Annotated in this window: 27 protein-coding genes and 2 pseudogenes; 16 read left to right on the forward strand and 13 right to left on the reverse strand. The window is 50.7% G+C overall.

Features of this window, described 5'->3' with window-relative positions; genetic code table 11:
• Positions 1 to 21 precede the first annotated feature (21 nt).
• From ACKWJN_RS04500 to ACKWJN_RS04520, 5 genes are all read right to left on the reverse strand, one after another.
• Positions 22 to 225 (reverse strand): HGGxSTG domain-containing protein, encoded by a 204-nt coding sequence (locus tag ACKWJN_RS04500; RefSeq protein WP_408594924.1) that lies wholly within the window; start codon positions 223 to 225, stop codon positions 22 to 24.
• A gap of 634 nt (positions 226 to 859) precedes the next feature.
• Positions 860 to 1,090, reverse strand: coding sequence for a helix-turn-helix transcriptional regulator (locus ACKWJN_RS04505; protein ID WP_408594926.1), 231 nt, complete (start codon positions 1,088 to 1,090; stop codon positions 860 to 862).
• A gap of 82 nt (positions 1,091 to 1,172) precedes the next feature.
• Entirely contained in the window at positions 1,173 to 1,697 is a 525-nt protein-coding gene (locus tag ACKWJN_RS04510) for a hypothetical protein (RefSeq protein ID WP_408594927.1), read from the reverse strand.
• Positions 1,698 to 1,780: 83 nt separating this feature from the next.
• A complete protein-coding gene (locus tag ACKWJN_RS04515) occupies positions 1,781 to 2,977 on the reverse strand; it encodes a tyrosine-type recombinase/integrase (protein WP_408594929.1) in 1,197 nt (398 codons plus the stop codon).
• A gap of 499 nt (positions 2,978 to 3,476) precedes the next feature.
• Positions 3,477 to 3,860: a hypothetical protein gene (locus ACKWJN_RS04520; RefSeq protein ID WP_408594930.1), complete on the reverse strand. Its 384-nt coding sequence runs from the start codon at positions 3,858 to 3,860 to the stop codon at positions 3,477 to 3,479.
• 21 nt (positions 3,861 to 3,881) lie between these two features.
• Here ACKWJN_RS04520 and ACKWJN_RS04525 point away from each other — a divergent pair, with 21 nt between their 5' ends.
• The 3 genes and pseudogenes from ACKWJN_RS04525 (at position 3,882) to ACKWJN_RS04535 (ending at position 6,085) form a co-directional block, all read left to right on the forward strand.
• Entirely contained in the window at positions 3,882 to 4,319 is a 438-nt protein-coding gene (locus ACKWJN_RS04525; RefSeq protein ID WP_408594932.1) for a hypothetical protein, read from the forward strand.
• On the forward strand, positions 4,316 to 4,834 hold the full coding sequence (locus ACKWJN_RS04530) for a hypothetical protein (RefSeq protein WP_408594933.1): 519 nt from the start codon (positions 4,316 to 4,318) through the stop codon (positions 4,832 to 4,834). The genes ACKWJN_RS04525 and ACKWJN_RS04530 overlap by 4 nt, the downstream gene beginning before the upstream one ends.
• Positions 4,835 to 4,965: 131 nt before the next feature.
• Positions 4,966 to 6,085, forward strand: a pseudogene (locus ACKWJN_RS04535) (IS3 family transposase).
• Between the two features lie 4 nt (positions 6,086 to 6,089).
• On the opposite strand, the pseudogene ACKWJN_RS04540 reads toward ACKWJN_RS04535, so the two are convergent.
• A pseudogene (locus ACKWJN_RS04540) lies at positions 6,090 to 6,182 on the reverse strand (DUF2237 family protein); the annotation flags it as partial.
• The gene (locus ACKWJN_RS04545) at positions 6,179 to 7,156 is read right to left on the reverse strand and encodes a MerR family transcriptional regulator (protein WP_408594934.1); all 978 of its coding nucleotides are present in this window, start codon (positions 7,154 to 7,156) and stop codon (positions 6,179 to 6,181) included. The pseudogene ACKWJN_RS04540 and the gene ACKWJN_RS04545, both read right to left, overlap by 4 nt.
• 111 nt (positions 7,157 to 7,267) lie before the next feature.
• Between ACKWJN_RS04545 and ACKWJN_RS04550 the strand changes: the two genes are divergently transcribed.
• Entirely contained in the window at positions 7,268 to 7,753 is a 486-nt protein-coding gene (locus ACKWJN_RS04550; RefSeq protein ID WP_408594935.1) for an RrF2 family transcriptional regulator, read from the forward strand.
• Between the two features lie 303 nt (positions 7,754 to 8,056).
• Entirely contained in the window at positions 8,057 to 8,950 is an 894-nt protein-coding gene (locus ACKWJN_RS04555) for an oxygenase MpaB family protein (RefSeq protein ID WP_408594937.1), read from the forward strand.
• Positions 8,951 to 9,215: 265 nt separating this feature from the next.
• On the opposite strand, the gene ACKWJN_RS04560 is transcribed toward ACKWJN_RS04555, so the two are convergent.
• Together ACKWJN_RS04560 and ACKWJN_RS04565 are read right to left on the reverse strand one after the other, a co-directional pair.
• Positions 9,216 to 10,235, reverse strand: coding sequence for an NAD-dependent epimerase/dehydratase family protein (locus tag ACKWJN_RS04560; RefSeq protein WP_408594938.1), 1,020 nt, complete (start codon positions 10,233 to 10,235; stop codon positions 9,216 to 9,218).
• Between the two features lie 31 nt (positions 10,236 to 10,266).
• The gene (locus ACKWJN_RS04565; protein ID WP_408594939.1) at positions 10,267 to 10,974 is read right to left on the reverse strand and encodes a phosphatase PAP2 family protein; all 708 of its coding nucleotides are present in this window, start codon (positions 10,972 to 10,974) and stop codon (positions 10,267 to 10,269) included.
• A 68-nt stretch (positions 10,975 to 11,042) separates the two neighbouring features.
• On the opposite strand from ACKWJN_RS04565, the gene ACKWJN_RS04570 reads away from it, so the two are divergent.
• From ACKWJN_RS04570 to lptF, 4 genes are read left to right on the forward strand one after another with little or no spacing between them, the layout of a single operon-like run.
• Positions 11,043 to 11,972 carry a lysylphosphatidylglycerol synthase domain-containing protein gene (locus ACKWJN_RS04570; RefSeq protein WP_408594940.1) on the forward strand — a complete coding sequence of 310 codons (930 nt, stop codon included), beginning with the start codon at positions 11,043 to 11,045 and terminating at the stop codon, positions 11,970 to 11,972.
• A gap of 1 nt (position 11,973) precedes the next feature.
• Positions 11,974 to 12,975, forward strand: coding sequence for a glycosyltransferase family 2 protein (locus ACKWJN_RS04575; protein ID WP_408594941.1), 1,002 nt, complete (start codon positions 11,974 to 11,976; stop codon positions 12,973 to 12,975).
• A gap of 12 nt (positions 12,976 to 12,987) precedes the next feature.
• The gene (locus ACKWJN_RS04580) at positions 12,988 to 14,466 is read left to right on the forward strand and encodes an ArnT family glycosyltransferase (protein WP_408594942.1); all 1,479 of its coding nucleotides are present in this window, start codon (positions 12,988 to 12,990) and stop codon (positions 14,464 to 14,466) included.
• Positions 14,467 to 14,478: 12 nt separating this feature from the next.
• Positions 14,479 to 15,528, forward strand: a complete 1,050-nt coding sequence (gene lptF / locus ACKWJN_RS04585) for an LPS export ABC transporter permease LptF (RefSeq protein WP_408594943.1) — start codon at positions 14,479 to 14,481, stop codon at positions 15,526 to 15,528.
• Positions 15,529 to 15,547: 19 nt separating this feature from the next.
• Here lptF and ACKWJN_RS04590 read toward each other — a convergent pair whose 3' ends face one another.
• Both ACKWJN_RS04590 and ACKWJN_RS04595 read right to left on the reverse strand, forming a co-directional pair.
• Positions 15,548 to 15,970: a response regulator gene (locus ACKWJN_RS04590; RefSeq protein ID WP_408594944.1), complete on the reverse strand. Its 423-nt coding sequence runs from the start codon at positions 15,968 to 15,970 to the stop codon at positions 15,548 to 15,550.
• Positions 15,971 to 17,809 (reverse strand): ATP-binding protein, encoded by a 1,839-nt coding sequence (locus tag ACKWJN_RS04595; RefSeq protein WP_408594945.1) that lies wholly within the window; start codon positions 17,807 to 17,809, stop codon positions 15,971 to 15,973.
• Between the two features lie 318 nt (positions 17,810 to 18,127).
• On the opposite strand from ACKWJN_RS04595, the gene ACKWJN_RS04600 reads away from it, so the two are divergent.
• The 5 genes from ACKWJN_RS04600 to ACKWJN_RS04620 all read left to right on the forward strand — a co-directional run bounded on the left by ACKWJN_RS04600 (position 18,128) and on the right by ACKWJN_RS04620 (position 21,576).
• Positions 18,128 to 18,427, forward strand: a complete 300-nt coding sequence (locus ACKWJN_RS04600; RefSeq protein WP_408594946.1) for a hypothetical protein — start codon at positions 18,128 to 18,130, stop codon at positions 18,425 to 18,427.
• A gap of 48 nt (positions 18,428 to 18,475) precedes the next feature.
• Positions 18,476 to 18,919 (forward strand): LexA family protein, encoded by a 444-nt coding sequence (locus ACKWJN_RS04605; protein ID WP_408594947.1) that lies wholly within the window; start codon positions 18,476 to 18,478, stop codon positions 18,917 to 18,919.
• A gap of 3 nt (positions 18,920 to 18,922) precedes the next feature.
• The gene (locus ACKWJN_RS04610) at positions 18,923 to 19,768 is read left to right on the forward strand and encodes an endonuclease (protein ID WP_408594949.1); all 846 of its coding nucleotides are present in this window, start codon (positions 18,923 to 18,925) and stop codon (positions 19,766 to 19,768) included.
• Positions 19,765 to 21,027 carry a Y-family DNA polymerase gene (locus ACKWJN_RS04615; protein ID WP_408594950.1) on the forward strand — a complete coding sequence of 421 codons (1,263 nt, stop codon included), beginning with the start codon at positions 19,765 to 19,767 and terminating at the stop codon, positions 21,025 to 21,027. The genes ACKWJN_RS04610 and ACKWJN_RS04615 overlap by 4 nt, the downstream gene beginning before the upstream one ends.
• Before the next feature lie 120 nt (positions 21,028 to 21,147).
• Entirely contained in the window at positions 21,148 to 21,576 is a 429-nt protein-coding gene (locus ACKWJN_RS04620) for a DoxX family protein (RefSeq protein WP_408594951.1), read from the forward strand.
• Positions 21,577 to 21,668: 92 nt separating this feature from the next.
• Here ACKWJN_RS04620 and ACKWJN_RS04625 read toward each other — a convergent pair whose 3' ends face one another.
• Together ACKWJN_RS04625 and ACKWJN_RS04630 are read right to left on the reverse strand one after the other, a co-directional pair.
• The gene (locus tag ACKWJN_RS04625; protein WP_408594952.1) at positions 21,669 to 22,715 is read right to left on the reverse strand and encodes an esterase; all 1,047 of its coding nucleotides are present in this window, start codon (positions 22,713 to 22,715) and stop codon (positions 21,669 to 21,671) included.
• 29 nt (positions 22,716 to 22,744) lie between these two features.
• Positions 22,745 to 23,686, reverse strand: a complete 942-nt coding sequence (locus tag ACKWJN_RS04630) for a LysR substrate-binding domain-containing protein (protein WP_408594953.1) — start codon at positions 23,684 to 23,686, stop codon at positions 22,745 to 22,747.
• A 136-nt stretch (positions 23,687 to 23,822) separates the two neighbouring features.
• Here ACKWJN_RS04630 and ACKWJN_RS04635 point away from each other — a divergent pair, with 136 nt between their 5' ends.
• Positions 23,823 to 25,094: an ABC transporter substrate-binding protein gene (locus ACKWJN_RS04635; protein WP_408594955.1), complete on the forward strand. Its 1,272-nt coding sequence runs from the start codon at positions 23,823 to 23,825 to the stop codon at positions 25,092 to 25,094.
• A 65-nt stretch (positions 25,095 to 25,159) separates the two neighbouring features.
• The gene (locus ACKWJN_RS04640; protein ID WP_408594956.1) at positions 25,160 to 26,035 is read left to right on the forward strand and encodes a branched-chain amino acid ABC transporter permease; all 876 of its coding nucleotides are present in this window, start codon (positions 25,160 to 25,162) and stop codon (positions 26,033 to 26,035) included.
• Positions 26,036 to 26,040: the final 5 nt, after the last annotated feature.

Here is a 26,040-nt window from a genome sequence, read left to right on the forward strand (position 1 = left end):
ACCTCCACCCTCAAGCCAAGCTTAAAACCCCTCCAAAGCCCTTTTTCGCTGTCCTGCGGCCATCCTTTTGGAGGTGGCCGCAGCCACAGCCAGTTTCCCTTCAACAGTGGTTGGGCCAGTGCTCATGCCCCCGTGGTTCTTGCATCTACCGTTGGACAGTGCCTTGGCTTGGCATGGGTTACCAGTGCTTCGAGCATAGGCTCCGCAGGTCTGCTTGCGTCTCATTTGATTACCCCTCGTCAGTGTTTGTGTCTTTGGCGTAAGCCACAGTTCGGTGTTGTTGAAAGTGAAGCGGGCAGAGTAAAGCTACCAAGGCCAACAGCCACGTCTACAAGGCACCTCCACGACACAAGGTCTGAAGAGGCTTAAGCAACAGGGTGCTTGGCCTTAAAGCAACAAGACGGTTTGAGCGCCTCCTGCCCCAACTTCAATGTGTAGTTAATCCAGTCTTGGCTCCAGCACTCTTTGATGTGTGGACGCTGCTCAATCCACTTTGAACGCTTAAAGGCCCGGTCCACGAGCCTGCTGAACTGCATAAACGACATATCTGGCGGAGGCTCAAAGGCAATGTGGGCGTGGATACGCTCATATCGGCCTGTCCCTTCAAGGGCAGTAACTGCACCAATGGAATAGCCCTTGCGCTTCACACTGTTTCCATAGACTATTGTGTTTAACCGCTTGATGCCCTTACGCACCATTTCTTCAGCGTTGTGCTCACTAGGGCAAGTTACGTCAGCACCGCGTCCAGTCCCAAAGACTACGGTGACTGCTACTCCGGAATTGGCTAGGCTCTTAGCCCAATCAGTGAGAGCGTTCTGATATCGCCCAGACCTCTGAAATGTTGGTTGCCGCGGCATGATCAGTCCATCCGTACCAACTCATCGGTCGTTTGGTCTTCTTGGTCAGGCTTAAAACCCAGCATGTCAATCCAATCCAAGATTTGCTGGCTTTTCCAAACCTTGATTGTTGGGGACAGCGCGATGGGTTTGGGGAATTTTCCCTGCGCAACCCATAGGTTGATGGTGGACTTTGCTAATGAGGTGAAGTGGCTTACTTCGGTGATGCGAAGAAGTTGGTCGGAATTGGTCATGTTTGGACTCCGTTTGTAAGCTGGAGTACCAATAATCCCGCAGTGCCGAAAATCTACAAAGGCAGAAACTAGTTACTGCGCACTATTCTTCGTATGGCCTCGAAACGCGTAAGCAAAGTAAGCAATCCGAAGCTGTCCGCTGAGAAAAAGGTCGAGAAATATCCTCCACTTCCGCCTCCCAACCCACGCAGTGCTTGTAGGCATTTGGGTCGTCCGCTATGAGCTTTTTGCTTGTCATCAGACTAAGGTTTTCGGCGCTTAAATCTTTACCGTGCTTTTTGAAGTAAGACACCGCAATATCCCATGCGACATTGAATTCCTTTGACTTGGCTGGACGCCCACCAGCCTGCTTAGCTATTATGGGTGTCCCTAACCGCTCAAATGCGTCCACTAATTCCGGCATGGCGTTTTGGTAGATGCGGAGTTTTTGCAACAAAACACCTTCTGTCCTTTGCTCCTGTTCTGACAACCCTGTAAAGGACCTTTGAAGTTGAACAATTTTTTGAAGTGTTTCACCGAGCGACAGCCATGCATTACGGAGTTGATCCTTAGGACTATCGACTGAACTTTTTCTAATGGTCTTCTTTGTGTTTGAGTGTTGCCTCATGTAATTCCTTTGCTTTGCCCCTTCATTGTTAGTGGCAGGCGGTCTAATCACCTTACGCAATCCGCCGCCGCCCGATTCACCTTTTATGCAGCAGCGCTTACCAAGCGTAAGTCCTCCCTGTTGCCGACAATGCAAAACGTTTGCCAGTCTTGCATCAAGCAGCGGCGACGTTCGAGAAGGTTACCTCGACGGTATGCCTGCTCCACTTTATTCCCTATGGTGTGTGCCAACGCCATCTCGGCTACCTCCGGGTTGTGGTCGGTCTCCTCTGATACCCAGTCCCTGAAGCTGCTGCGAAAACCGTGCACCGTGAGACCAGATTGCAATCGACGCACCATCATCAACATCGCCATGTTGGACAGCGGCTTGCCATCACGGGAAAACAGATACTGGCTATTCGGGTCCAGACTTTGTGCAATCTGCATCAAATCTAGCGACCGCTGGCAAAGTGGGACTTGGTGCAACCGACCTGCTTTCATTCGATGACCGGGAATAGTCCATACAGTGCCTTGAACCTCAGTGCGCCGCGCCAGTAACACCTCCCCTGTTCGCGAGGCGTTCAGTATGGTGAACTCAAGCGCCAAGGCTGAAATACCATCGACTTCGCGTAGCCGTGCCATGAAGGCTGGGACGTCACTATAGGGAAGCGCCTCATGGTGTTTGTCGGTAGCTCGAGGTGTCGGCAACAAGTTTTCCAGATGGCCCTTCCACAGCGCTGGATTGCCTGCTGGGCGCAGCTTGCGGGTGATGGCTGCACTAAGGATGCGCTCAATGCGGCCGCGCAGCCGAACGGCCGTTTCTGTCTTGCTAACCCAAATGGGTGAAAGTATGTCCAGTACGTGATGGGTGTCAATCTCAGCCAGTGGCATTGCCCCAATGACAGGGAATGCGTAGTTTGAGACGGTAGCCACCCACTGGTCGCCATGCTTTTGGTTGCGCCACTTGGGGCGCATGGTTTCGATGTAGTCCAAGGCAAAATCCCGAAAACTTAGGCTTGCCGGAAGTAAGGTAGGGGCTGCTGGGGCATTTTTGATCTGCATGGGATCAAGGCCTTTGTTTATCTGGTTGCGCAGCTCTATGGCCCTCATACGGGCTTGTTTCAGGGTGACTTCCGGATATGCGCCCAGCCCAATTCCTTTTCGGCCACTGGAGCAGGTGTACCTTAGATTCCAGTACTTTCGGCCAGTATCCTTGACCCAAAGGTGCAAGCCCTTAGTTTGGTCGTCGGTATAGCGCCCGGGTGTCCCCAGCGCCTTGATTGATATGTCCGTCATTTGCATGTTTTTCTCCTATTGGTTACCACATTCGTTACTCCAGCAGGTGCTTAGTACGTGGTAGCAAGCCCTGCACAGCTAGCGTAGGGTCTTGGAATAGGTATGCAAAGGCGAAAACTAGTTTTTGCGAGAAATGTGCGGTGCAGAAAGGCTCTGAGACACGGGAATAGCAGTCAACACGTTACAAAGTCATCCAAGACTCTACATTTGTAGTTTCAGACTCCGTTTCCGCCAGCAAACCCTAAAAAGCCGTTGATTTTCAACGGCTTTTTTCTTTTATGCTCAGTAAAAGATACACCCAAAGATACACTTTTTATCTGAAATTTTGCTTAAATAATAGGCAAAATTTTCAAGATTAGCACGTCCAAAGACATTGGACAAGCAGCTTAAGTCACTCTTTTTTAGAGAAGCCCCCTTAGACGCTCTAAGCACTATTGACGCTACGTGTGTACTCTCAGAACAAATTGGAGCTGTTCTCGCTTGAATGTGGGGGCTTGTGTTGGATCTACTTCTTACGAGCTAGAGTCAGTTTTTGCTGCATCGCAAGTTCATGATTCACACGCTTCTGTCTCGTCTTGTAGCGTTCAATAGCTGTGTAAACGTCTTGCTTCGTGAAGTGTGGTCTGTTACTCATACTTGTGATTTTGTTCGTCAGCCATCTAACAAGTGGTTCGTGTTTGACTTCACTTGCTGTTGGTTGAACAATTCGTTGCTCGTTTAAGTGGATTTGGTTCACAGACACAACGTTCTTCTCGCCATACATCTTGCCAAGAAGTAGTCTTGCTTGACTAGCTGACTCAGCATCAATCATGGTTCTTGTTTGTGAGCCTTTGACATTGACAGTGGCTATGAACTTCTTGAGAGGGCTGATGACTTCATTGATACGCATGTAGTATTTATAAAAAATAAAATGAAAGTAAAAACAGTTAAAGCTAGACGTGTTTTAAGTGATGCCACTGAAGCACTTGAAAAATTTAATGACAAACCTATTGATGTGGACTTCAGACATCTAGTGGTTTTGTGCACTGTGTTGATACGTGCAGTTGGTCATGTTCTTGAATCAGAAAATGAAAATGACTCAGTTGCAGCAAAAAAATCAAATGACTACTATAAAAAATATATAGCTCATGATAATTTATTTAAAGGATTTATAAAATCAACAAGAGACTCTGCGATAAAGGAGTACACAACATATGTGGGATGGGCAAGCGTTACTACGATAGATAAAGACCATCGTATGGAATACTTGTTTAAAGGTGGCGAAAATGAAGGTAAAGACTTTAGGGATTTGATGAAAAAATCTGTAGACTTTTGGAACATTCATCTCACAAGAATCGAGGAATTATGAAGATCAAAAATATTTTTAGAGCTGCAATAACAATTACTTATTGTTTGTTTATGTATTCCAATGCTCAAGCAGCAAATCTTGAGGAACCAAATGAGTGCGCTGTAAATACAGTTCGAGGACAAAGTGGAACAATTCAAAACCCACAATTCGTAATGGCAAACTGTACAAAACAATACATAAAGAAAATTGAGCCATATTCCAAAACCGTCTCTTCAAATATCTTGACAAATGGAAAAATTCAGTTTGGAACCTCAAAATATTATGGTTGGGGAGGTACTGGATTAGTGGTCTCAGCAAAAAACAATTCAAATAATAAGCTTATATACATAACAATTTTAATTACTAATAAAAATACAAATAAAGAAGAGTATTTTCGCATGATGGCTACAGATATTTGTGATCCTTTTTCAATTTGTGAATTCGTAACTAATTATCCGTTGAGTGATGAAATGAAGAAAGACTTTTGGGTTGAAAATGGTTGGGATTTTTATAATGCAACTGCTATAGGTCGTTGAGACTTAGTGGATTAGTTATTTAAAATCTAAAAAAATAGAAAGTGAAACATGGCACGCACTGCAAACACGTAAGCTCCCCTAGACGGTGAACAAGTTGAAAATAGAGACTTCCATTTCTTTGGAGATGAGAGATGAGGAAGTCGAAATTTACGGAAAGCCAAATTGTTGGGATATTGGGTGAGGGCGAATCTGGTTTACCCGTCGCTGAGGTTTGCCGCAAGCACGGTATCAGCAACGCGACCTATTACCAATGGAAGAGTAAGTACTCAGGTGTATCCGCCAGCGAACTCAAACGCATCAAGGATCTTGAAGCTGAGAACAGCAAGCTCAAGCGAATGTATGCCGAGCTGGCGTTAGAGAACACGGCAATCAAAGATGTTTTGTCCCGAAAGTTCTAACGCCGACAGCCAAGCGTGCTGTGATTGAGTCGATGGTTGTGGACCATCAACTCTCTCGAAGCAAGGCTTGCAAATTAGTGGGTTTATCGCGGTCGGCGTTGTACAAACCTAAGACAGACTGGGCTGCCAAGGATGCGCCAGTAGTTGATGCATTGAATGAAATAGTTGCCGTACGTGCCCGCTGGGGGTTTTGGAAGTGCTTCACACGCATGCGCAAAGATGGGCGCCCTTGGAACCACAAACGTGTGTACAGGGTGTATTGCGAGATGAAGCTCAACATGAAACGGCGAACTAAAAAACGCTTCATCACACGCGAGAGGCAGCCGCTTGGCGGCTCAACGCAGTTGAATCAAGTGTGGGCGCTAGACTTCATGCGCGATACGCTCTATGACGGTCGGCCATTTCGAACACTCAATGTGATCGACGAAGGCAACCGAGAGGCATTGCGTATCGAGTGCGGGACATCTATTCCATCAGCTCGGCTAGTGAGGGCCATGAATCAGCTGATTGAGGTGTATGGTCCGCCAGAAGCGATTCGGATGGACAATGGCCCCGAAATGACGTCCGAGACGTTCACAGAATGGGCGAAGGAAAAGGGAATGCGCTGCTGTTTATTCAGCCTGGCAAGCCCAATCAGAATGCATTTGTTGAGCGATTCAACAGAAGCTTCAGGGATGAAGTGCTCGATGCCAATTTATTCAACTCAATTGCTGAGGCTCAAGAGGCTGCGGAGATTTGGGTGATGGATTACAACGAGTTCAGACCCCATGACTCCCTCGGCGATAAAACTCCCATGGAGTTCATGCCGAGGACATTTAAAACAGGAATCTCTAGTTTTGAATTGTCTACCTGATGGGGGAGCTTACGCACCCATCTCTGAAGTATCCAGTCAACGGGTCGTACGAGCATGGAACCAACGGAGTTCCAAGCACGTTGAGGGCTTGTTTCATTTTTTCCCTTCGAGCAAGTCAATGCCTTCGTGTTGCGCAATTTTTTCAAGTGCATTCTCAAACAAAGATCTGGCAGAACCCGAAATGGAGCGCAAGTAGGCGTGCAGATGCGCATCTTCTGAATTTTTATTCAAACACTCTTGGCTGTACTCTTCAAAACTTGCAAGTTGTGCTATCAATTCGGCAACATGTCGTGGGCACTCACACAGCACGTTGGTGGAGATGCTGGCAACGCGCATGAGTGTGTCATCTGAATATTTACGGCCAGCAATGACGGCGCCACTCGTGCCAAATTCTTGGGCGCGTTTTTTGTCTACAAACGCCACAGATTGCAAGAGCTCTGCGAGGTCGAGGTCTGAGATTGGCTCGCGCCTCACGATCAAGCCGGAAAATTTCATGGCTTGCACGACGGCTTCTGGTGCGAAGTTATAGATGACGATGGTTTGCGCAAATTGGTGCTTCTGTATGAGGGTTTGAATGCAAGAGTGAACACTTGTTTGTAGAGAGTTGACTTTGACAAGAAGTACGTGGGGTACCTCGCCAAAGCTTGCATGGCTTGCGGCCTCCATGTCCACCAAGACGCCTGTCACTTTGATTCTGTTGTGCATCAATCCAGATGCAAATTTCTTGGATTCGATTCGGTTGGCTAGGCTCAACCCCACAACAGCCAATGTCACAGGCTCATCTTGAGCCCTGGGTTTGAGGTGTGTGCTGTTTTGTAAATTGCTCAAGCTGCGTAACTGATTCACATCAAGGCCAGCAATGGCGCTGATGGCGTGCCCTTCGCTTGAGAGTTGTTTGAGCAATATGGCTTTAGACACATCCAGTTCTTCAAACATACGCTGCTTGCCTTCGGTTTTGACAGGGCTGAAAGCCCCATAGCGGGTCTCCCAAATTCGCAAGGTCGAGACAGGAATACCAGTTGCTTTCGAGACGGCGCCAATTCGAAAGATGTGATGGGTTGGGGTTGACATCAATAAAGATAGGTTGAGTAGGTATTGAGTTGATATTATCTCAATAAATATAAAAAATTGTGACTTGCGTAGATAAAAGCCTCAAAATCCTACTCATTGAGAGGTGAAGCCATGATTTCAAAGAAAACAATCAACGCAGTTGAACTCTGCGTCTTGCTGGCCGAGCAACGTGACTCCGGCTATTTCGCCACGTCAGAACTTTCATCGCGACTTGGGCTGTCAATTTCTTACCTAGAAATTATTCTCAAGGCCCTCAAGGATCACAACATTGTGACCTCGATGAAAGGGCCCGGGGGCGGTTACAAAATCCTTGGCGATGTGTCCTTGGTTTCAGTGGCAGATATCGCTTTTGTGTTTGAGCAGACCTTGGGGGATATCGGGCAAGAAAGCCACGCCTACCCTTCGTACGAGCGTGAACTTGAGCAGGTTATTCGAAATATGTTGAGCAGCTTTTCTCTGTCTGATTTTGTTGACCCCACCCGATCTGAGCACGCGTCTTTGGGTCAAGAAATAGGGCGTTTCAAGTTCAAGCCACTTGCCGCGACGTTCATCCCCAAAGCCCCGAACTCCGTCTTTCAACTGCACATGTCGTTCTGAAAACGGTTGAGTTCTATCGCTTTTTTCAACTGCGCAGATATGAAATTTGATGATCGGTGGATTGCCAATGGCCGACGTGACAATTGCTGATTCAGAATGAACGGAGCTACGTATGCAAGATGACCCCAGATGCTGCGGAACGGGTACCTGCCTCATCAACCATGAGGGTGTGTGTTGGTGTGGTCAAAAATGGGATGGCCAGAAAATGTGCTTTCCAACCCCTGACATGGAGCACAAGTCGGAGCACGGGGTCGAGCCTGACAAGACTCAGCGCTCGGATTGAATCGCGGATTCGAGCAAGCCATGTCTCTGAGTGAGTCCTTTTTGGACTTTGCTGCACTGGTGATTGGCGCGCGCGTTCGTTCAATCACAGGCTCTAAGTCATCTCTGGATGAATTTGCATCACCCAAGGGCGACAAAGGTTTGTTGGGGCCAGATTCAATCGCATGGCGGGTTCATGCTGATTTCACAGCCATGATGGTTGGGGGCCTTTCTTCGTTGATTGTTCAGGCTTTGCACCCACGCGCACTTGCTGCCGTTTGGGACCACTCAGACTTTAGAAACAAACTCAAAGACAGATTAGGCAGAACGGCATATTTCGTCGCAGCAACAACTTATGGTGGTGAAGCGCAGGCATTGGGGGCCATTGGTCGTGTGAACTCCATTCACGCAAACATCAAAGGTGTCGATCAGCAAGGACGCCCATACGTTGCCAACGAACCCGGCTTGATTCGATGGGTTCACCTTGTCGAAGTGACATCCTTTGTCAATGCATTCCAGCACTTGTCAAAACAACCTTTGAGTGAGGCCGAGTGTGATCGGTACATCCGCGAAATGACCAAGATAGGACATTTGTTGGGTGCCGTTGAACTGCCGATGACATGGCAATCCACACAAAATGAGCTTGCTGTGTTTCAGCAGGAGCTGTGTTTTGATGACCGGGCCAAGGAGATTCTTGAAGTGGTTGAGAACTATCCCGTCCACTTCATGGACAAGCCCTTCATGCGTTTGGTCATGGCCGCTGCATTTGATGTCATGCCTCAGTGGGTGCTTCAAAAGATCGACCAACAGCCGGCTTGTTTTCTTCAAGTTCAGGCCACTCAATATTCTCTGATTGCCGCCACCGAGCCTGTTCAGTGGATGCTTCGTAGGCAGGGCGTTTGCGCGGTGGCTCAGCAACGCGTATCCGGCGGGTGATCCCTCCTGCGCCGATTGGGCCAATACTTTGCATGCGTCGGGCATGACAAGCCCCAGTTCTTGATGCCTTTTCTAGGGAAAACGATAGGGCCCACTGGAGTTAAGTTTTGTACATTCAAATTTGTACGCATTGTGAATGTACGTGTGCGTACGATTTCACATGGCCAAGACATGGCTCCAATCCAAGCGAGCGCAAAGAATCTGTTGAAGCGCTTTTTCAAAGAGTCAATCAAGCATCCATTGAGAAATGAATTGTCTGATGTCATCAGGTCGCGTAATGCTGCCCAGTACTGATAAACCATTGGGCCCATTGAGATAAGCCGGTCGCCAAATCGGTTTTGGGTTGATAGCCGGTCGCATCGTACAAGCTGTCAATATTGGCCGATGTGTTGAGCACATCGCCCGGCTGCATCGGTTGCATGTTCAAGATGGCTTTGCGCCCTAAAGCATTTTCGAGGGTATGCACAAAGTCCAACAGTCGAACGGGGTTTTGATTGCCAATGTTGTAGATGCGGTAAGGCGCAGAACTGATGTCCGACAGCGGGATGCCCGGGTTAAATTCTGCTGAGGGTTGTGCCACACAAGCCATTGCACTGACCGTTCCTTCGACAATGTCGTCGATGTAAGTGAAGTCACGCGACATATCGCCATGGTTGAATAAGCGAATCGCCTGGCCGTTCAAAATGGCTTTGCTGAACAACCATGGAGACATATCGGGCCTTCCCCAAGGACCATAGACTGTGAAAAAGCGCAAGCCTGTCGTCGGTAAGTTGAACAGATGGCTGTAACAGTGGGCCATCAATTCATTGGATTTTTTGCTGGCGGCGTACAAGCTGACCGGGTGATCCACGTTGTGTTGTGTCGCGTAGGGCGTTTGCGTGTTCATGCCATACACGCTCGACGAACTCGCATAAACCAAGTGCTTGGTTTGACGTTGCCTGCAAAACTCTAAAACGTTGACAAATGCAACAATGTTATTTTCAATGCACGCTTCTGGGTGGTCAATCGAATATCTAACGCCTGGTTGCGCGGCCAAGTGAATGACGTGCTCAATATCAAATACTTTTAATTTTTCTTGAATTGATTTTGAGTCAATTAAATTCGTTTCGGAAAAAACAAAATGATGATTCTGTTTCAGTTGGTTCAACCGATCTTTTTTAATATCGGTGTTGTAGTAATTGTTTAAGTTATCGACGCCTATCACTGAATGGCCCATTTGGAGCAATTTCTTGGCGACATGCATCCCTATGAATCCAGCGCAACCGGTAACTAAAATATGTTTCATCTTTGGGCTATAGGTGAAAATTTAACTGTGGTTATGATTTAAATAATTGGGTATTGTCATTGTTGTTGCGAGGTGCCTTGATTCCAAAAAGCGCCGCGGTCAGTTGACTGCTGAAATAAACAGTCCAAAAAGCAAAAACAATATCGCTCAAAAAGTGACCGCCTTGCAGAATCCGACCCAATCCAACAATACTTCCTGAAATAAGACCAATCCAAAACCAGCGCCTACGCCTCAAAGCCCAGGTGAGCGTCAAGATGAAAAATCCACCGGATGCATGGCCGCTCACAAAGGAGCAGTTGCTCTCGCATTGGTTTGAGATTTCCAAGGGGGCAGAATATGTGTTGACGCCACCAAATTGAACAACTTCGTTGGGCCTGGCTCTGCCCCAATTTTGTTTGAAGACCTGGTTGACCACCAATCCCGGCCCAAGCAACAAGGCAATGATGATGAACAGTGCGTTTTTGGTGAGCGTGCTCTTGAGGCGAAAAGAAATGAGCTCTTTGAGAATCAGAAGAATTAATATGGCCAAATAAAAAAAATGAGCTTTGGAAAATATCAAATAAGAAAACTGTACCCAGGGGGTATTTTCATAAATAAATTTTTGATCGGGCGTCCACCATAAATTTGTAAAATATAAATCAAGATTTGGGAGCGCGGCAAAAAAAACCACAGACGCCAAAAAAAACAACCAATCACGCTTAAAGAATTGCGCCTGGCTGTAGTTTTGAATAAATGACATTCCGATGCGTCTTAAATGAGGTGCCGATGACTAGGCTAAAACAAGCTTATGCGATAATAGCATGACTTATGATTTTGTCCCCCAGAATAGTTAAGAATTCAGCAGCAATAGCCGTGAGCCTGTTGTTTCTGGGATGGCTTTTTGGGCATCAAGCCATGTCCTGGGCGGGCATCTACGAGCCTTTGTTGGCGCTACCTGCGGCAGTTTGGCTGATGGTCGTCATCGGGTTGCTGAGCACCTACGTGTTGCGCGGATGGCGAGTCGCCTATGAGTTTCGTGACTACGAGAAGCTGACCCTGTTGAGGGCGATCCAAGTGGTGATGTGGCACAACGCGACCTTGAATCTGCTGCCTTTTCGAAGTGGTGAGGTGGTGTTTCCTTTGCTTTTGCGCCAAGTGGCCGACATCCCTGTTTTGAATTCGGTCACTTCATTGATATACCTTCGATTTCAAGACGCTTGCACTGTCTTGATGATCGGCATTGCTTTTTGGCCGAATATAGATTTGAGTTTGCGGTTGCTGCTGTCCTTGCTTTTGGTGGTTGCCGCCTTGTTGTTTCAGCAGTGGGCAAAATCCACGGCATCCTGGCAGGATTCGAGCTGGCTTTTGAAAAGAAAGTTGGCTGCTTGGCGTGAGGCTTTGGCGCGGGGTAATCAACGTGCAGGCCTGAGTTGGTTGCTCACCGCCAGTAACTGGATCATCAAAATAAGTATTCAAGCCGCTTTGTACGGTTATTTGTTGCATTTGAGTTTTTCAATGGGTGTACTTTCCACATTGAGTACTGAATTGGCGGCATTTTTGCCAATCCAAGGTTTGGCTGGCATTGGGACATTTGAGGCCAGCAGTGCCATGGTCATGCGTGCTGAAGGCGTGCCATGGATGGATGCTTTGCAAGGAGCCGCGCAAGTGCATTTGATGATGTTGGCGAGCTCATTGCTTTGGGCATTCGTGAGCATGTGTGCATTACCCCTGATCAAACAAAAGAAAGTAAGTGTTTGAAATGAATCAAGAAACAAATAAGACTGCGCGCATTTCGATTGTGGCGCCGTTGTATAACGAAAAAGACAACGTCGAACCATTGGTTGAGCGCATTGTCAACGCCATGAAGATGGCAGATCAGGCTTGGGAACTGATTCTGGTGGACGACGGGAGCTCAGATGGTACGACTGAGCAATTGAAACAGACCGCCAATCAATATGGCGATTATGTCCGTGTGGTTGAGCTGGCCCGCAATTTCAAACAAACCGCAGCAATGCAAGCCGGTATTGATGCGGCGCGCGGAGATGTGATCGTCACGCTGGATGGTGATTTACAAAATGATCCAAGCGATATTCCTCGAATGGTCAAACGTTTATTAACCGAAAACCTAGACTTGGTGGCTGGCTGGCGTCAAAACAGAAAAGATGGCTATTGGTTGCGGAAATTCCCGTCCAAGATCGCCAATAAACTCATCGCGCGCATGACGGGGGTTGTATTGAATGACTATGGTTGCAGTTTGAAAGTGTTTCGTGCCAGTGTCATCAAACAAGTGCGTTTGTATGGCGAAATGCACCGATTCATTCCGGCTTGGTTGGTCACTGTCACCAGCAGCCGTCGAATTGCCGAAGAGGTGGTGCAGCACCACCCAAGAATTCATGGCGAATCCAAATATGGAATTTCTCGCACTTTCAGAGTCTTGTTGGATTTGTTCTTTGTTTATTTCTTCATGAAATTCCGCGCCAGGCCAGGCCATTTTTTTGGTGGAACCGGCCTCATGCTGTTGGCGCTGGGCGGCGCAATATTCACCTACCTGTGCGGACTCAAATTTATCTTCTCTGAAGATATTGGCGGTCGACCGCTGCTCACCACCTCCTTTTTCCTCATGATCGCGGGTTTTCAAATGATTACTACAGGAATTTTGGCTGAGGTTCTGGTCCGCGTGATGTTTGAGTCGGGACAAAACAAATCGTATGTTGTCAGGAATCTGCCCGAAGTGTCAGACGAGATGGGCTGGAAAAAATAAGTCAATATACCCATGGCATTGAACCCAAATTTCAAAGAGCCCACAGCGTCTGGCCTGTTACCCGTCTGGCTGCTCTGTATTGGGCTGGTGTTGATCGCCGCTTGGCGTTTTGACATCGCGTCCAATCTGCCGCTGTCGGTCGATGAGGCCTACTACGTGGCATGGTCAAAAAGTCCGGATTGGGGCTATTGGACCAAGCCGCCTTTGATCGCTTGGGCCATCGGTGGCGCAAGAATGGTGTGCGGCGAATCCATTGCATGCATTCGCTCGACGGCATTGATCGGATTTCCACTCACCAGTCTCGTGTTGGGTGTTCTTGCTTGGCGCATGGGCGAGTCGCTCAAATCAGCTTGTCTGGTGGCCTTTTTGTTTGTCACGATTCCGCTGTCTTCTTTTTATGGCATCGCCGCCACCACAGATACTTTCTTGTTGTTGATGTGGTCAACCGCGATGCTGTGTTTGTGGCTTGCCCTGCAGGGTCGTTTTTGGGCTTGGCCAATGCTTGGACTGGCGTTTGGCTTGGGCATGCTGGCCAAATACACCATGGTTGTATTTGGCATCAGCGCCTTGCTGATTTTGTTGCACCCACAGTGGCGCAGTCATTGGAAAACTTGGGGGCCATATTTGGCTTTGCTGGTTGCGGTGGTCGTTTTTTCACCGAATGTGGTGTGGAACTTGACCCATCAAATGCCCACATTCCAGCACACCGCCAACATCACCCATGGGGCCAAGAGCTTTGGCTTGTATTGGGACTCATTGGCCAGTTTTCTGGCGCAGCAAGTCTTGATCGGCAATCCATTCCTGGTGTTCTTCTTCTTGCTGGCGGCTTTTCGCTACGCCAAATCGGCGCCAAGCGCTCAAACTTGGTTCAGCCTGTCTGCCGCTGTTCCTATTTTGTGGGTGATCTGTGGGCAGGCCTTGATGACACGCGCCTATGCCAATTGGGCCGCGCCGGCCTATTTGGGTGTCTGTTTGCTGGCCGTGAGTCACATGTCGGCCTCATCTCGAAAAATATGGCTGAGCCTCGCTGTTGGGTTCAATCTTCTTTTTGCCGTCGTTTTGTATCACTACCAGGCGCTGGTGGCCACACCTTTTCACTTGCACGGCACGGCAGCCTCCGATCCATTTTGGGCATTGCGAAATTGGCCCAAGATCAACGAACAGGTGGCACAAGAGTTGGCGGGAAATTTGCCCAGGCCCGCATGGCGTATTGCTTCAGAGGACAGGGCCGTATTGGCGCAAACTCAGATGAGCTTGGTTTTGCGGCCCGGTCAGGTGCTCGGTTGGCAGCGCGATCCAGCGCCAGAAAATCATTTTGAACAACATTTCCCGTTGAAATCCGACACCACAGAGACTGTGTTGCTGGTCACCAAAGCTTCGCGTGATGACGTCTTACAGGCTTTTCCAAAGGCGACTTGGATTCGCGAAATACGGGCAGACCAGATGCCAGCAGATGCCTTGGTGTTTCAACTGTGGTGGTTGAATCCATAAAGAGAGGCCCATGTGAAGTTATACGAGACCTCCACCCGATCGGAACTGGCGCGAAGCTTCAGTCCAACCTTGTTGGTGCTGGGCACCATTGTGTTGACCACCATTTTGATCCGCACATTGGGACAGGCGTCCATTGGTCAAGTGAACCCCATCGAAGTGGGCTACATCATGGCGTTTAACTTCATTGGCCAACTCCCAACGATCATTTCGCTGAGTTTGTACATATGCGTCGTGGCGACGGTCTATCGCATGTACATGGATGGTGAGATGGTGATTTGGCAAATGAGCGGCAAAAACTTCTTTGATTTGGTGAAGCAGTTGTTTGCGTTTGCTTGGCCGTTCATCGTCATTGTTTTTTTCTTAGTCACCATTGCCTGGCCTTGGGTGAACTATCACACCGATGAAATGAAAACCAGATTCAGCAAGCGCAATGATTTGGCGCGTGTGGAGCCTGGCATATTTCAAGAGTCAGCCAATGGAAGTCGCGTGTACTTTGTCGACAAAAATACGGAAGGCAGCAAGTCTAAAAATATTTTCATCTTGTCCAATGAGCATGACAAGCAGATCATGACGTCGGCTCAGTTGGGGTTTCTTGACCGCAAAGAGGGCGATGATTACTTGATGCTTGAGAACGGTCAACGTGTCGAAGAGTCGGCGTCCGACGGTGATCTCAAAATCACTGAGTTCAAGCTGTACGGCTCGGTGGTTCAATCGAATCATGTGATCGAGAAAACTGTCAACACGCGTGCTATTCCAACGGATGAACTCATCACCTCGCCCAATCTGGTACACCGGGCGGAGTTTTTTTGGCGACTGAGTATCTTTATCGCCCCTTTGAATTATTTGCTGATGGCCTTGGCCTTGACCAGTCCCAATGCGCGGGTGGGAAGGGGCGGTAATTTCGCCTTGGGGATTTTATTTTTCCACTTCTACAACAACATGATCAATGTGGGCCAAAGCTGGGTCGCTGAAGGCCTGATCCATTGGCTGACGTACCTGCTGTTGCTGCACGGCCTTATTTTTTTGAGTGCCAGCAGTTTTTTATATTTCAGACAGCGATAAACACCACCGCGCAGATCGATCAGCAAGCAGTCGTCAGTGCGGCTCTGACTGCGGAGATGACTTCTTCATCGTTCCAAGGTTTGGTGAGGCATGTGTGGACATCGCCTTGGGTCACCGCTGATATGGCGTCCGTGAGTTCAATGGTTCCAGTCAGCATCAAACGCATGATGTTGGGGTGCTGAGCGCGCACCTTCATCAACAGCTCAGCGCCATTCATTTCAGGCATGAGCATGTCTGACAGCACCAAGTGAAACTCTTGGTTGGACAACATCTTGAGGGCCTCAGCACCGCTGTTGGCGATTTCAACTGAAAACCCGGCCAAGGTGAACATCCGCCGCAAAGACGACAAAATATTGGGCTCATCGTCTACGCACAGAATTCGAAAATCAGAAGCATCAAATTCGTGCAATGGCTCTTCAAATTGTGTATTTGAATCTTTCAATTATTTCTCCTCAGAAGACTGAACATGCCGAATAGGTATTTCGATGCGAAAGCGTGTGCCAACCCCCAACGTGCTTGAAACGGTCAGCGTGCCGCCGTGTCTTTGCACGATTCCGTAGGACACAGCCAACCCCAAGCCCGTGCCCGATCCAAGCGTTTTCGTGGTGAAGAATGGCTCAAATATCTTGTTCAAATTTTCTTTGGCAATGCCGGCGCCATTGTCAGAGACCTCGATCCACACTTTGTCGTTGACGGTACCGGTGCTGATGACGATTTTCCCGCGTTGACCTTGTGGTTGGGCTTGTGCTGCGTTGACGATCAGATTAAGAAAGACTTGGTTCAGCTGCGAGGGCAGGCATTCAACCTCGGGTATGTCGCCAAATTGAATGTCAACATCTGCGCGGTATTTAACTTCGTTGTTGACGATGTTGAGCGTCGACAAAATGGCTTTGTGCAAATCACTGCGAACAAATAAGTTGGTGTTGTCTGAGCGAGAAAAGTTTTTCAAATCATCGACGATGTTCTTGACTCGAACGATGCCCTCTTGGCTTTCATGGAGGGTTGCATAGATGTCTTCTTTGACAAACGCGTAGTTGAGTTTTTTCTTAAGTAAATCAGGGCTGTCTTGATCGGCAATGGGTGAAAAACTTGCTGAGGCAACGAGGCTTTCATATTTCGAGATGATTTTTTCGCAGATGCTGAAGTACTGCCGTAAGGTGCCTAAATTTGAATTCACATAGCCGATGGGGTTGTTGATCTCATGTGCGACGCCTGCTGCCAATTGACCCAATGCGGCTAATTTTTCGGACTGCGTGAGGCGCTGAGACATTTCAAACTCACTTTGCTTCGCGCCTTTCATGTCTGTATAGCTTTGCAGCAGTTCTGAGTTAAGTCTTTGCGCACGGCGAATCATCACGATGGCGATCGACGTGAACGCGACGATCAAAATGGACAGCAAACCGGCCAATGTCACATACGACCGCACCAACCTGTCGTACTCTGCGAGTGCCTCAGACTCTTGAATCCCCACCACCACAGCGAGCGGTTGATTCGTGAGCCGTTCAAACGCATAAATGCGTTTGACGTGGTCAAACAAGTCATCCGATACAAAATACCCTGACTCTTTGTCTTGAACTAATTTCGGCAGCACGATTTGTGGCACCGAGCCATCAATTTTTGAAACATCGCCGACCCTTAAGGTCCTCACGAAGCCATCGGTCCCCACCAGGGATGTGAAGCTCTGTGGGCCCAAATCTATTTGCTTGTGATAGTCGACAAAGTAGGTTGGGTCGAACGAGACCACCGCGACACCGTTGAAGTCGCCATTGGGGGTATTCAGTCGCTTGGTCAGTTGTATCGACCATTTCTTGCTGGCACGTCCTAAAACGGGTTTGCTGACATATACGCCGTAGGGATACGCTTCTTTTTGAACACGGTAATGCTCCCTGTCCGAGAGGTCGATCTTTTTATGGTTTTGCAGGTTAGAAAACTCATAAATCCCATCTTTGTTGATGATGCCGGCTTGGTTAAAAAAGCTCACATCGATCACATTTTTTTCAAAGTACTCATTGAGCAAGTTGAAGTCCTTGGCGCCTCTTGTCTCGTAGTGGAACTTGATGATGCGAAGTGCCTCGTCTGAATTGCGTATCGTCGCTTGGGAATGTTCTTTGAAGCTGATGGCAATGTTTTGTAAATTGGCAATCGATTGTTTCAACACCAACTCTTTGTCCTGATTGGATCTGTACGAGATGAACGTCCAGAGTGAGAACAATAAGATCAGTCCAGCGGTCACCAGATAAGTGATGGCCGTATTCTTTTTTGAGAAAGATTGAAGTTCCAAAGAAGGATCCGATCAGAGAAATGGTCGAGCCAAGCAAGGCAGGTGAACTGGATAAAAAAAGTCAGCGATAGCACTGTCCATGGACTCGAATGATCTTACACGGTGGCACTTCGTTCGAGGGTTCGAGTCGCTTGGTTTGCATGTCAATGACGCACGTATGGCAAACCTCAAAGATTTTGATGAGACATTGGTTCTAGGTCGTATTGACGATTGGCGTTGGCGTCCTTGCTCTCTAGCATGAGGGTCTGGAAAAACCAAGCTTCACTGAATATGTACACACCAAGTCTCATGCGTTCAGGCCTTTTGATATTCGCCTGCTTGATCATCCATCTCGCCGTCGCGCAAAGCGCAGTGGGTTCGGCCAATAAAGCGCGTGCACAGCCACTTCAGTTGGGCAACGATGAGAATACTTTTGTGTTCTCTGGGCGTTGTTCGAATGGTGAAACCTACCGTTTGGATTCGTACAAGATGGACGTGGATGGTTTGTCTTATTCCTCTTACCACTACGAAGGCCCTGTGGGCAAAGGCACGGTCAAAACAGAAACGGCGCCCAAAGTGTTGGCTGCCAGAGTGTGTCGCCAGTTCGCAGAAATCGTGAATGACAATTATTGGGATTGATTGACATGGTTTGTTGGTGCTGTTGATTTAAACAGTATCATCAATTCCATGCAAGCCACGTCAAATTCCTCTCACGCCGCCCCCATCCCTGTTGATTCAAGCCCACTGTGGCTAGACGTTTGTGGCTGGTTGGTGCCTGCCGGTTTTCCTTCACCCGCAGCCGATCACACCGAAGAACGGATCGATCTCAACAAGCAGTTGATCCGCAACAAGGCGGCCACCTACATCTTCAAAGTCAAGGGCGATTCCATGACGGGGGTTGGCATCTACGAGGGCGATGCTTTGTTGGTCGATCGCAGCATGGACCCCAAGCACAACCACATCGTGGTGGCCCAACTCAACAACGAGTTCACCGTCAAGCGCCTGTACCGCCGAGGGGGCGTGGTCAAACTTGTGGCGGAAAACCCGATCTATCCGTCACGCCTCATCAAAGAAGAAGATGACTTCGTGGTCTGGGGTGTGGTGACCAACAACATTCACAAGCTGTGCTGAGCGATGGCCGACGCAACCCATGCTGGGCACCCAATTGCCCCTGACTGTTTAGCCGCGCTGCCGCGCACACCCGGCGTCTACATTTTCAAAGGCGAGGGCACGCTGCCGCTGTACATCGGCAAGAGCGTGGACATTCGCAGCCGGGTGATGAGCCATTTGCGAGCGCCTGACGAAGTCAGCATGGTGGCGCAAACGCGGCGCATTGATTTTGTCGAAACCGCCGGAGAGATCGGTGCGTTGTTGCTCGAGTCGCGCATGATCAAAGAACAAAGCCCCTTGTTCAACCAACGTCTGCGGCGCTTGAGAACGCTGTGCGCCATCCGCTTGACGGCAACAGAATCAGGCCATGTGCCAGAAATTGTCGACAGCCAGGTGGTCAACTTGGGCGCGACCCCAGGGCTGTATGGCCTGTTCTCATCCAGCCATGCGGCGAAGGAAAAGCTCAAGGCCTTGGCCCAGCAGCACCTGCTGTGCATGGCGCTGTTGGGGCTGGAAAAAACTTCCACACGTGGTTGCTTTGGCCTGCAAATCAAAAGCTGTTTAGGGGCTTGCGTGGGCAAGGAAGACCGCCACACGCACGACCAACGTCTGTTGTCCGCCTTGGTGGACTCGCAGGTCGAGGTATGGCCGTTCGCAGGTGCGGTGGATGTGGTTGAAGCGTCCGGCGATTGGGTGCAACGCCACCGTGTGAACAACTGGTGTTATTTAGGAACGCAGTGTTCAAGGGCGGGACAAGCCACTCCGCTCAAAGCGCGCAAGCCACACGATTTTGACTTGGACAGTTACAAAATTTTGGTCAAACCCATCATGTTGCAAACCGTCCAAATTGAAACGGTGGATGCGCCATGACACCACAGCTTGCATTGGTGGACTGCAACAATTTTTATGTCAGTTGCGAGCGCGTCTTTCGTCCTGATCTGAAGCACGTGCCCATGGTGGTGCTGTCCAACAACGACGGCTGTGTCGTGTCACGCTCCAACGAAGCCAAAGACTTGGGCATCCGCATGGGACAACCGTGGTTTGAATGCCAAGCCTTGGCTGAAGCACATGGCATATTGGCCTTGAGTTCCAACTACGCTTTGTACGCCGACATGTCCAACCGGGTGATGTCGATCTTGAGCGACTACGCTGCCCGGCATGAGGTGTACTCCATCGACGAATGCTTTGTCGACCTCAGTGGAAGCCCCCGACTCAAGCAGACCAGCTACCAGATGCGTGAGCGTGTCATGGCGTGGACTGGCATCCCGGTGTGTGTCGGCCTGGGCCCCACCAAAACACTGGCCAAGTTGGCCAACCACATTGCCAAGAAACATCCCAGGTCCAAGGGCGTTTTCAATTACAACGAGTTGACGCCAGCGCAACAAGACAAGCTGTTGGGACAAATTGACGTGAGCGAGGTCTGGGGCGTGGGGCGAAAAATCGCTGCGCGTTTGGCTGAGCACGGCATTCACTCGGTGCAAGATTTACGCGCCGCACACACGCCCACGCTGCGGGCGCAGTTCGGCGTGGTCCTTGAAAAAACACAACGCGAACTTCAAGGCACCGCGTGCTTGGATTTGCAAGAGATGGTGCCTGACAAACAGCAAATCATCAGCAGCCGATCGTTTGGCCAAACGGTCACCGAGGTGGCGGTACTCAAAGACGCCATGAGCACCTTTGTCGCCAACGCGTGTGTCAAGTTGCGTGCCCAAGGCGCCCATGCCGCGTTGATTCACGTGTTCTTGTGCACCAACCGTTTCAGAAAAGATCAGCCGCAATACAACCCATCGGTCTCTGTGCCATTGCCGCAGCCCACCAACGACAGCCTGGTGGTCAACCGCTGGGCCGACCATTTGGTGGGGCGTTTGTTCAAGCCAGGCTATGGCTACAAAAAAGCGGGAATCATGCTCGGGCAGATCACGCCCGTAGGGCACACCCAGGCCGACTGGCTAGAGCCCGCGCCTGCGCGCGACACGCGCTTGATGGATGCTTTGGATGGACTCAACCAACGCTACGGGCGTGGCACGGTCAAGGTCTCGACACAAGGGGCCCATCACGCATGGCAAATGAAGCAAGAGCGCAAGTCACCCCGTTACACCACCGATTGGCAATCGGTGCCCTGCGTTTGAACACTGCCGCAAATCTTGCATCGTGATGTCGGGTTATTGCTGACGGTTCTCGCCTGTTTGCGCCACAAATCATTGGTATTCTCTTGTCAGAAAATTCATTCATCCAGAGAGGATCCCACGATGTTCGTTTCTATGCAGCCCCTGTTGAGTTTGTTGAGTCGCATTTTGTTGGCGATCATTTTCATTGCCTCTGGCTTGAACAAGGTCACGGGCTTTGATAACTCTGTGGCCTACATCCTTTCTAAAGGACTTCCTTTCCCAGAGCTTGGCGCTGCCGCTGCGGCTGCACTCGAACTGGTCGGTGCCGCAGCATTGATTGTGGGGTGGCGAACCCATTGGGCTGCGTTGGGCTTGGCCATTTACTGTGTGTTGACAGCCTATTTCTTCCACAACTTTTGGGCCGTGCCGGATGCGCAAGTGGCCGGCCAAACGATTCAGTTTTTGAAAAACATAGCCATCACTGGCGGTTTTCTTGGGCTGATGGCTTGGGGCGCTGGCCCGTTGAGCTTGGACGCTCGGCAAGCAGCAGCACAAGAAGATTTCTATTGAGCCGTTCTCGCGCCTGAACTTCGGTGCCCTGCCCGTCAGGGCTCGGTTCAGACGCTCTGCTGCGTCATGCGCGCAGCAATTCGATGCGTCACTCAGCGCACAAAGCCTTTGTCAGCCAGCCATTTCTGAATCAGTTGCGCAATCTGTTGGTTGTTGCGGTCCATCATCATCATGTGGCTGTTGCCTCGGATGCCCACTTCTGGCAAGTTCACCAAATCGGGTTGGCCACCAGCAGCGCGGATGGCGTCATGGAACTTGATGTTGTTGGCACGGATGGTGGGCCAACGCGCATCGCTGGCAATGTAGTCGCCATACATGCTCAAGCTGGGGATGTCTTTGAGCTTGGCCGCTTGGCTGATGTCGCCCACGCCTGCGGGCTCCACCAACACCAGCGCTTTGACTTTGTCGGGCCGCGCTTGCGCCACCTTGTAGCCAAAGGGGCCGCCTTGCGAGTGCACCAGCACCACACACGGACACACCTTGTCCACCAGCGCGATGTAGGCGGCAATGGTTGGCTCGTCGGTGCTGGTCCAGCGTGGCACCACCTGTTTGGTGAAGTTGTCGTAGCCCTCGGTCGGGAACTGGTTGCCCGGCAGCGGCTTCATCTTGGCCGGGTCGCGGTTGTAGCTGCCCGGGCCATTGCCGATGCGAAACCGCTCAAACGGGTTTTCTTTGGTCAAGAACACCGGGTCGGTTTGGGTGATTTCCGGGTACATGGCCCAGCCTGAACGGCCGCGCTCCACCGCGTCGCTGTTGTACACCGTCCAGCCTTGGCGGATGAAGTAGTTGAGCCAGCCTTCGCGACCGTCGGGCGTGGTTTCATAGGTCACGCCGCTCAAGCCGCCGCCATGCCACATCAACAAAGGCAGCTTGCCTTTTTCGGTGGCGGGCACAAAGTACTGCACATACATCTGCTCGACTTGGTACACCCCGTTCGGGTCCACCTTGGCGGGCACACCGCCTTGCGAGAACAGCACTTCTTTGATGGGTTTGCCAGACAGCTCCACTTCACGTCCCCCCACATGAAAGGAGCCCATGTCTTTGAGCGACAACGAACCTGAGGAGGTGCTGCATCCAGCCAGCAGCAAACTGCCAAGCGCGAGTGAATACGACAGCAGGTGAGAGAGTGGGCGTTTCATGCAGGTGTTCTCCGTGTTGTGGTCAAAGTTCAAGGGGATAGCAACTCAACGCCTTTCCATTGCCCGGTATGCACCAGGTGTTGGATGGTTGCTTTGAGTTCGCTGTGCACCGCGATGGTGGCCGGTGTCAGGCGTTCATGATCGGTGGTGTAGAGAAAATTGGGGCGCCTGAGCCTGGCATCGGAGATGGGCAAATAGCGCAGACCCTGAGCCATGCGATCTTCCATCATGGTGGCCGACATCGGCTTGATGGTCACACCCATGCCTTCTTTGACGCACAGCATCAAAAGCGACAGCGAATCGATTTCGGCCACCACGTTCATTTGCAAATTGCGTTGTTCAAACTCATGTGCAATGCGTCGGCGCAAGCCGTGGATGCCGGTGGGCAGTATCAAGGGCAGTTGCGATATTTCGTCGCAGCGCACACTTTTTCGGCGCGCGGCCACCAAGTCACTGTCCTCTGGCAGCATGAGGAAAAGGTCTTCTTCCAGCAAGGCCTCGTGGGGCAGGTCGGGCGCCTCATCGCGACCAAACAGAACTGCCAGATCGAGTTGAGTCAGGCGCATCATTTGCGCGATGTGGCCGCTCAGTCCCTCGACGATGTTGAGCACGATGCCGGGGTATTTGTCGCGCATGCGACGCATCAAGGGTGCGCCCAGTGCGCACAGCGTGGTGGAGGCCAGGCCCACTGACACCATGCCTTGGATCGAACCCGGCTCTTGGCGCGCAATGACCAAGGCTTGCTCGAGTTGGCGCAGCATGAAGCGCGCGTGTTGCAGCAAGGCGGCACCGTTGGGCGTGGGCACAACGCCTTTGGCCGATCGAATCAGCAGTGTTTTCCCTACCTCTTCTTCCAGCTTGGACAACTGTTGGCTCAGGGCCGGTTGCGCAATGTAGAGCTGTCGCGATGCTTTGGCCAGGCTGCCACACTCGACGATACGAACGAAATATTGCAGTTGTTTCAGATTCAAGGGCGAGGCTCTCCACGTGTGGGGCGAATATATATGAAAAACTTATAGCGTGTGACGGAAAACACTACTTTGCAAACCGTCAGAAGCTCCCTAGTATGCAGCGGCTAGCTTGATCAATGACTACAAGGAGACATTCATGGACATTTCCAAGAAACCAGGGCAGACCCAAGACGTGGCATCGACCGGACGTCGACAACTGCTCTCCACCGGTTTGGCGCTGGGCGGTGCGGCGACCTTCTCGATGCCCTTGTGGGCGCAGGGGGCGGCACCGATCAAAGTGGGGCACTTGACCCCAATGACGGGTTTTCTGGGCGCCTTGGGTGAGTACGCCGCGCAGGGCATCAAGATGGCCGCTGACGAAATCAACGCCAGCGGTGGCGTGATGGGCCGCAAGTTGGAAGTGCTGACCGAAGACTCGGTGAACCCTCAAGTTGCCGCCACCAAAGCCCAGCGCATGATCGAGCGCGACAACGTGTCGGTGTTGATGGGTGAAATTTCTTCCGCCTCCGCCTTGACGATTTCGCAAGTCGCTGGGCGCAACAAAAAACTGTTCTTTAGCATTGGCGCGCGCTCAGACGTGTTGCGCGGTAAAGACTGCAACCATTACACCTTCCACGTGGACATTCCGGTCACCGTCATGGTCAACGCCGTGGGTCAAGCCCTGGTGCGTGACAACATGGTCAAAGGCAAGAAAATTTTCAGCTTGACTGCCGACTACTTGTTTGGACACGACCTGACCAAAGTCGCGAAGAAATTCTTCACCGACAACGGCGGCACGTTGATTGGTGACGAGTTGGTGCCCACCGATGCCACCGACCTGAGCCCCTACTTGCTGAAAATTCGTCAAGCCAAGCCCGACCTGATCGCGTCCAACTTGGCCGGTAACCAGGTGACCAACTTCGTCAAGCAGTACGCAGAGTTCGGCTTGCCTTACCCTGTGGTGGGCTTTAACTTGAACACCGCGGATGCGTGGGCGGCAGGCGAGGGCAACTTGGGTGGCATTTGGCCCACCGTGTGGCACCACGATTTGCAAACCCCTGCGTCCAAAACCTTTGTGGCGAATTTCGAGAAGCGCTTTGGCCGCATCCCAGAAAACCACGCATGGATCGAGTACATCACCCTCAAGATCATGGCGCAGGCCATGAACGCCACCAAGTCCACCGACAGCGAAAAACTGATCGCTTACTTAGAGACAGGCGCTGAGTTTGACATCCTCAAAGCGCGCAAAGGCTACTTCCGTTCGTGGGACCATCAGTTGATGCAAGAGGCTTATCCCTTCACGGTCAAGCCCAAAGGTCAAGCCAAGAACAAGCAAGACTTCTTGCAGTTTGGCGATGCGGTGCCCGCGCCCAATCAGTCGCTGGAATTGCTGGCCACCAACAAGGCCGATAACACCTGCAAGATGTGATCCTGCGTGTGTCGATCTGTCCATGCTGACGCTGTCAGCATGGCATTTGGTTCCTTTGGAGTGACATGGAAATTGTTTTTTTGCTCGAACAAGTGGTCAACGGCTTGGTCTTGGGCGGTTACTACCTGTTGATGGCCTTGGGGCTATCACTGATTTTCAGTGTTGGCGGCATCGTGAACCTGGCACATGGCGCTTTTTATGCGCTGGGTGCCTACATCTCACTCGAGGTGATCAAGCAACTGGGTTTTGGTGCCAGCATCTTCATCACGCCCGTCTTGGTGGGGTGCTTGGGCATTGCGTTTGAGCGGTACTTGCTGCGACGCTTTTACAGCGCTGATCCGATTTTGAGTTTGCTGCTGACCTTTGGCTTGGCCATGGTGGTCGAGCAGTTCATTCGCATGCTGTGGGGCGCTGCGCCCTTGTCGTCCATGATGCCGGCGGAGTTCAAAGGTGCTTGGATGGTGGGGGATATGATGTTCTCCAAATACCGCATTTTCATACTCGCTGTGGTGGTGGTCATTCTGTGCGGCATCTGGTTGCTGCTGCATAAAACCGCCTTTGGCCGCGTAGTGCGCGCGGGGGTTCAACGCCCGGACATGGTGGCGGTGTTGGGCATCCGCTTGCAACCGTACATGACGGCCATCGTGGTGTTGGGTGTCGCCACCGCTGCCTTGGGCGGTGTGTTGTTTGGTCCCATTGCCACCGTTCACCCCGCCATGGGCACCGAGATCATGACCGTGGCTTTTGTGGTGGTCATCATCGGTGGTCTGGGTAGTTTTTGGGGCGTGGTCTTGTCGGCCTTGTTGGTGGGAGTGGTGCGTGGCATCACGATTCACTTTCAGCCTGCGGCCAGCGAAGCCTCCATGTATGTCTTGATGTTTTTGGTGCTCATGCTGCGCCCCCGTGGTTTGCTGGGCGAGCGGATCGAGCGTTTTGAATGAGCAGG

This window comes from Limnohabitans sp., from assembly GCF_046052825.1.
In the GTDB taxonomy this organism is placed as follows: domain Bacteria; phylum Pseudomonadota; class Gammaproteobacteria; order Burkholderiales; family Burkholderiaceae_C; genus Limnohabitans.